The 3453-nt window shown below is 71.1% G+C and carries 6 protein-coding genes; 2 read left to right on the forward strand and 4 right to left on the reverse strand.

Annotation, left to right across the window (positions count from 1 at the left end):
* Positions 1-37: 37 nt before the first annotated feature.
* Complete coding sequence (gene pyrF / locus ETD86_RS53225; protein WP_138674211.1) at positions 38-874, reverse strand: orotidine-5'-phosphate decarboxylase; 837 nt, start codon at positions 872-874, stop codon at positions 38-40.
* A gap of 119 nt (positions 875-993) precedes the next feature.
* Here pyrF and ETD86_RS57735 point away from each other — a divergent pair, with 119 nt between their 5' ends.
* Together ETD86_RS57735 and ETD86_RS53235 are read left to right on the forward strand one after the other, a co-directional pair.
* Positions 994-1470: a DUF2283 domain-containing protein gene (locus tag ETD86_RS57735; RefSeq protein ID WP_211370904.1), complete on the forward strand. Its 477-nt coding sequence runs from the start codon at positions 994-996 to the stop codon at positions 1468-1470.
* A 24-nt stretch (positions 1471-1494) separates the two neighbouring features.
* On the forward strand, positions 1495-2289 hold the full coding sequence (locus ETD86_RS53235; RefSeq protein WP_138674212.1) for a Cof-type HAD-IIB family hydrolase: 795 nt from the start codon (positions 1495-1497) through the stop codon (positions 2287-2289).
* A gap of 45 nt (positions 2290-2334) precedes the next feature.
* Here the strand turns inward: ETD86_RS53235 and ETD86_RS53240 are convergent, their stop codons facing one another.
* From ETD86_RS53240 to ETD86_RS56480, 3 genes are all read right to left on the reverse strand, one after another.
* On the reverse strand, positions 2335-2577 hold the full coding sequence (locus tag ETD86_RS53240) for a hypothetical protein (RefSeq protein ID WP_138674213.1): 243 nt from the start codon (positions 2575-2577) through the stop codon (positions 2335-2337).
* Between the two features lie 40 nt (positions 2578-2617).
* Positions 2618-3241 carry a TIGR00645 family protein gene (locus ETD86_RS53245; RefSeq protein ID WP_246149515.1) on the reverse strand — a complete coding sequence of 208 codons (624 nt, stop codon included), beginning with the start codon at positions 3239-3241 and terminating at the stop codon, positions 2618-2620.
* A gap of 20 nt (positions 3242-3261) precedes the next feature.
* A partial coding sequence (locus ETD86_RS56480) for a hypothetical protein (RefSeq protein WP_211370906.1) occupies positions 3262-3453 on the reverse strand: 192 nt, incomplete at its 5' end.

A 3453-nucleotide genomic window follows, 5' to 3' on the forward strand; every position in this document is an offset into this window, starting at 1 on the left:
GACGCGCCCCCCGGCTCGCACCCCCGCACCTGGCCGGTCAGGACCTGCGGCGGGCCGCCGTGAGGTCGCCGGACAGGTAGGCGGCGCACTCGTCCCGGTAGTAGAGCGTACGGCTGCGCAGCCGCTTGGGATCGGCGAGCACCGCCCGGGAGACCGACGGCAGGACGGCGTGTCGTACCGAACCGAACAGCCGGGCCACGTCGGCGGGCGTGGCCCCCTGCGCGCCCAGCCCGGGCGCCAGGATGGGCCCGTTGAGGCCGGTCAGCGAGTGCTCCAGCTCGGGCAGCGTGGCGCCCATGACCACCCCGACGGGTCCGAACGGCGTGTGCCCCGCGTTCGCCGCGGACGCCCCGGCAAGCACCTGGTCGGCCACGAGCTGCTGCATCCCGGCCGCCTCGGGGTTGGAGGTGCGGGCCAGCACGAACACGCCCGCGTCGTTGGCCACCGCCGACGTGATCGCCCTTTCCAGCGACCCGAACCCCAGGTACGGGCTCAGCGTCACGGCGTCGACGGCCAGCGGGCTGCCCCGGTCCAGGTACGCCTCGGCGTAGGCCGCCATGGTGCTGCCGATGTCGCCGCGCTTGGCGTCCAGCAGCACCAGCGTCCCCGCCTCCCGCAGGTCCGCGATGGTGCGTTCCAGAACGGCGATGCCGCGGCTGCCCCACCGCTCGAAGAACGCCGACTGCGGCTTGACCACGGCCGCCACGTCGGCCACGGTCTCGACGACCGTGCGGCTGAAGCGTTCGAGACCGGACGGTGAGTCGTCCAGCCCCCAGGCATCGAGCAGCGCCGGACTCGGATCGATGCCCACACACAGCGGTCCGCATTCGTCGAGCCTGGCTCTCAGGCGCGTACCGAACGACTCGTTCATCATTGGGCCCCTTCGCGTGTTCCTGCGGCGACCATATGGGACAGGCCGCCGCGATGAACAGGAGCGAGACCGTTCCCGTTGGGCAGTCTTCCACGAGTGGCCTCCGGGGTAGATCAGCTGACATGTACGAGATCGCCCATCGGGTGCTGGCGCTGCGCAGCGAACCGCCCCGTGACGTGGTCGTCACGGTCGGCGTACCGTACGAGGAGCCGACCGGGGAGTGGTCGTGCCCCTACCGGATCGACGGGCTCGACGGGTGGGAACATGAGAGGAAGGTCACAGCGCTCGACTCGCTGGGCGCGGTCGAGCTGGCGCTGGCGATGACACGGGCCGCGGTGGCGGGCTCGCACGAGGCCAAGGAAGGGCTGCTGATCTGGGAGGACGGCCCGTCGGAGCCGCAGGCGAAGACGGTGTACGTCACCTGGGACAGGGAACACGACATCGCCTATATCGCGATAAAGCGTGAAATAGTCCCAGGTGAGGCGGTACGCCAGGTCGTGGCGGAGGACGTCGTCCTCGACTTCGGGGACTCCGGGCGGCTCCTCGGCCTGGAGCTCATGAACGCCGCCACCCGGTTCCCCTCCGAGATGCGCATGTGAGCACCTCGCGTACCTTACCTTTCCATGATCCTCCCCCGCATCGTCGCCACCGACCTCGACGGCACCCTCCTCACCTCCGACGGCACCGTCTCACCCCGTACGAGGAGAGCGCTCCAGACGGCCCGCGCCGCCGGCGCCGAGATCGTCTTCGTCACCGCGAGGGCGCCGCGCGGCGTGCGCGGGATCGCCGAGCAGGCGGGCGTCGCGGGCACCGCCATCTGCAGCAATGGCGCGATCGTCTACGACGTGGCCACCGACGAGATCACCGGCCGCCTGCCGCTCGACCCGGCCTCCGCCAGGAAGGCGGCCCAGGCTCTCGCCGACGCCCTGCCGGGAGTGGGGCTGGCGGTCGAGACCGGCCGGGCGATCCTGACCGAGGCCGCCTACACCAGGCGGATCGCCGACGACCTGGCGTACTACCGCGAGGTGCGCTCGGTGTTCGAGGAGGACGAGCCCATCGTCAAGCTGCTCGCCCTGTCGCAGGCGCACACGGCGGACGAGATGGCCGCGGCCGTGACGGCCGTGCTCGCCGGGGTCGTCGAGGTCACCCACTCCGGCGGGCATGGCCTGCTGGAGATCAGCGCACCGGGGGTGACGAAGGCGGCCACACTCGACCAGCTCTGCCGGGAGCGGGGCGTGGACGCGGGCGAGGTGGTGGCCTTCGGGGACATGCCGAACGACCTGGCCGTGCTCGCGTACGCGGGCGCCGGCTACGCGATGGCCAACGCGCACCCGGCGGTGCTGGCCGCGATCGAGCGGCGCACGCTGGCCAACGACGAGGACGGCGTGGCGGTGGTGCTGGAGCGGCTGTACGGCTGAGGGTCGCCGTGCCCGCCCGCCCCCGGGGGAGCGGGCACGCCGACCTCAAGCGTCGTCGTCGGAGACGCGCGAGGCGCCGTGGCAGTCGCTGGGCGCCCGGCTGAGCAGCGACAGCACGCCGCCGCACGTGCTCACCGGCAGCGACACCGGCTCGACGATCTCGTCGTTGAACACCGTCACGTCGCCGATGAGGGGAGCGGGCCCGCCTTCGCGGGCCCCGTCGTCGGCGTACGCGGCGCCGGCGGGGAAGAGCACGGCCGCGACGGCCGCCACCGCGACGCTCTTCATCCTTCTCACCACAGGCATCCTCCGTACGGACCGCACCCGCTCAGGCGGCGACCCGCTCGTGCGGCCGCTCCGAAGGTCGTTCGCCCGGACCGGCGCCGTGGTCGCTGCCCTGGTTGCTGCCGTGGTGCGGCCGCCCGCCCGCCATGATCCGGTCGATCAGTGCCAGCGCCAGCGCCGAGATCACGAACGTCAGGTGGATCAGTGTCTTCCACAGGAGCTCCCTGTCGGTGATGGCCGGTCTGGCCGCGTTGATGAAGATCTGGAGGAGGTGGATGGACGAGATGCCGATGATCGCCATGGCGAGCTTGACCTTGAGCACGTTGGCGTTCACGTGCGAGAGCCACTGCGGCTGGTCGGGATGCCCCTCGATACGCAGCCGCGAGACGAACGTCTCGTAGCCGCCGACGATCACCATGATCAGCAGGTTGGAGATCATCACCACGTCCACGAGGCCGAGGACGATCAGCATGACGGTGGTCTCCGGCGGCGAGCCGCCGAACCCGAGATGCACCAGGTGGACGAGCTCCGCCATGAACCGCCAGGTGTACACGATCTGGGCGACGATCAGCCCCAGGTAGAGCGGCACCTGGAACCACCGGCTGAGGAACATGATGTAGCCGACGCGGGCGAGCGGCGTCCGTGACCCGGCCGGCGTGCGGGCCACGGACAACTGCGCGAGCCCCACTACGACGTGAGGACGTTGACGTGCTGAACCCATGCCTGGACGTCGAGGAGCGGGGGGCCGCCGCTACCGAGCCGGTAGTCGAAGAGGATCGGTGGCGCGGTTGCGGCCGCCAGCGCGAGGGCGGCGACGGCGGTCAGGACTCGGGCCTTCAACGGAACTCCTTGCTGCTGCTCTTGCGCTTTGTCGGGGGA

Source organism: Nonomuraea turkmeniaca, from assembly GCF_005889735.1.
Taxonomy (GTDB): Bacteria; Actinomycetota; Actinomycetes; order Streptosporangiales; family Streptosporangiaceae; genus Nonomuraea; species Nonomuraea turkmeniaca.